The following is a 3,229-nucleotide window of genomic DNA, read 5'->3' on the forward strand; positions in this document are numbered from 1 at the left end:
ACTACCATCGGCGCTACGGCGTTTCACTTCTGAGTTCGGCATGGGGTCAGGTGGGACCACCGCGCTAAAGCCGCCAGGCAAATTCTGTTTTTAACCCGCTCAAAGCCGGCTAATCAATCTGTAATCAGGCTGAAAATCGTGTCTCTCACGCCAAAACATCTTCGGCGTTGTAAGGTTAAGCCTCACGGTTCATTAGTACCGGTTAGCTCAACGTATCGCTACGCTTACACACCCGGCCTATCAACGTCGTCGTCTTCAACGTTCCTTCAGGACTCTCAAAGGAGTCAGGGAGAACTCATCTCGGGGCAAGTTTCGTGCTTAGATGCTTTCAGCACTTATCTCTTCCGCATGTAGCTACCGGGCAATGCCATTGGCATGACAACCCGAACACCAGTGATGCGTCCACTCCGGTCCTCTCGTACTAGGAGCAGCCCCCCTCAATTCTCCAGCGCCCACGGCAGATAGGGACCGAACTGTCTCACGACGTTCTAAACCCAGCTCGCGTACCACTTTAAATGGCGAACAGCCATACCCTTGGGACCTACTTCAGCCCCAGGATGTGATGAGCCGACATCGAGGTGCCAAACACCGCCGTCGATATGAACTCTTGGGCGGTATCAGCCTGTTATCCCCGGAGTACCTTTTATCCGTTGAGCGATGGCCCTTCCATTCAGAACCACCGGATCACTATGACCTGCTTTCGCACCTGCTCGCGCCGTCACGCTCGCAGTCAAGCTAGCTTATGCCATTGCACTAACCTCCTGATGTCCGACCAGGATTAGCTAACCTTCGTGCTCCTCCGTTACTCTTTGGGAGGAGACCGCCCCAGTCAAACTACCCACCAGACACTGTCCGCAACCCGGATTACGGGTCCACGTTAGAACACCAGCCATTAAAGGGTGGTATTTCAAGGTTGGCTCCACGCAGACTGGCGTCCACGCTTCAAAGCCTCCCACCTATCCTACACATCAAGGACCAGTGTTCAGTGTCAAGCTATAGTAAAGGTTCACGGGGTCTTTCCGTCTTGCCGCGGGTACACTGCATCTTCACAGCGAGTTCAATTTCACTGAGTCTCGGGTGGAGACAGCCTGGCCATCATTACGCCATTCGTGCAGGTCGGAACTTACCCGACAAGGAATTTCGCTACCTTAGGACCGTTATAGTTACGGCCGCCGTTTACCGGGGCTTCGATCAAGAGCTTCTCCTTACGGATAACCCCATCAATTAACCTTCCGGCACCGGGCAGGCGTCACACCGTATACGTCCACTTTCGTGTTTGCACAGTGCTGTGTTTTTAATAAACAGTTGCAGCCAGCTGGTATCTTCGACTGATTTCAGCTCCACCCGCAGGGGCTTCACCTACATATCAGCGTGCCTTCTCCCGAAGTTACGGCACCATTTTGCCTAGTTCCTTCACCCGAGTTCTCTCAAGCGCCTTGGTATTCTCTACCTGACCACCTGTGTCGGTTTGGGGTACGATTTCGTGTTACCTGATGCTTAGAGGCTTTTCCTGGAAGCAGGGCATTTGTTACTTCATCACCGTAGTGACTCGTCATCACACCTCAGCGTTAACAGCGTTCCGGATTTACCTGGAACACCCGCCTACATGCTTAAACCGGGACAACCGTCGCCCGGCTAACATAGCCTTCTCCGTCCCCCCTTCGCAGTAACACCAAGTACAGGAATATTAACCTGTTTCCCATCGACTACGCCTTTCGGCCTCGCCTTAGGGGTCGACTCACCCTGCCCCGATTAACGTTGGACAGGAACCCTTGGTCTTCCGGCGAGCGGGCTTTTCACCCGCTTTATCGTTACTTATGTCAGCATTCGCACTTCTGATACCTCCAGCAACCCTCACAGGCCACCTTCAACGGCTTACAGAACGCTCCCCTACCCAACAACGCATAAGCGTCGCTGCCGCAGCTTCGGTGCATGGTTTAGCCCCGTTACATCTTCCGCGCAGGCCGACTCGACCAGTGAGCTATTACGCTTTCTTTAAATGATGGCTGCTTCTAAGCCAACATCCTGGCTGTCTGTGCCTTCCCACATCGTTTCCCACTTAACCATGACTTTGGGACCTTAGCTGGCGGTCTGGGTTGTTTCCCTCTTCACGACGGACGTTAGCACCCGCCGTGTGTCTCCCGTGATAACATTCTTCGGTATTCGTAGTTTGCATCGGGTTGGTAAGCCGGGATGGCCCCCTAGCCGAAACAGTGCTCTACCCCCGAAGATGAGTTCACGAGGCGCTACCTAAATAGCTTTCGGGGAGAACCAGCTATCTCCCGGTTTGATTGGCCTTTCACCCCCAGCCACAAGTCATCCGCTAATTTTTCAACATTAGTCGGTTCGGTCCTCCAGTTAGTGTTACCCAACCTTCAACCTGCCCATGGCTAGATCACCGGGTTTCGGGTCTATACCCTGCAACTTAACGCCCAGTTAAGACTCGGTTTCCCTTCGGCTCCCCTATTCGGTTAACCTTGCTACAGAATATAAGTCGCTGACCCATTATACAAAAGGTACGCAGTCACACCACGAAGGTGCTCCCACTGCTTGTACGTACACGGTTTCAGGTTCTTTTTCACTCCCCTCGCCGGGGTTCTTTTCGCCTTTCCCTCACGGTACTGGTTCACTATCGGTCAGTCAGGAGTATTTAGCCTTGGAGGATGGTCCCCCCATATTCAGACAGGATACCACGTGTCCCGCCCTACTCTTCGAGTTCACAACGTGTGGGCTTTCGTGTACGGGGCTGTCACCCTGTATCGCCGGACTTTCCAGACCGTTCCACTAACACACGCGCTGATTCAGACTCTGGGCTCCTCCCCGTTCGCTCGCCGCTACTGGGGGAATCTCGGTTGATTTCTTTTCCTCGGGGTACTTAGATGTTTCAGTTCCCCCGGTTCGCCTCGTTAACCTATGTATTCAGTTAACGATAGTGTGACGAGTCACACTGGGTTTCCCCATTCGGACATCGCCGGGTCAAAGGTTCATATCACCTCGCCGGCGCTTTTCGCAGATTAGCACGTCCTTCATCGCCTCTGACTGCCAGGGCATCCACCGTGTACGCTTAGTCGCTTAACCTCACAACCCGAAGATGTTTCTTGCGATCCATCATCGCGCTGTAAAAATTTGAGAGACTCGAACACACCGCCATTCTGTTCTTTATTACGGAGAACAGACACGATGTGTCGTTTCAATTTTCAGCTTGATCCAGATTTTTAAAGAGCAAAAC

The 3,229-nt window shown here is 53.0% G+C and carries 2 rRNA genes; both read right to left on the reverse strand.

Annotated features, from left to right (window positions below):
- Positions 1-78: ribosomal RNA gene (gene rrf / locus ACSZPU_RS23230) — 5S ribosomal RNA — on the reverse strand; the annotation flags it as partial.
- A 93-nt stretch (positions 79-171) separates the two neighbouring features.
- Positions 172-3,078: ribosomal RNA gene (locus ACSZPU_RS23235) — 23S ribosomal RNA — on the reverse strand.
- Positions 3,079-3,229 lie beyond the last annotated feature (151 nt).

Source organism: Phytobacter sp. V69 (genome assembly GCF_965644215.1).
In the GTDB taxonomy this organism is placed as follows: domain Bacteria; phylum Pseudomonadota; class Gammaproteobacteria; order Enterobacterales; family Enterobacteriaceae; genus Phytobacter.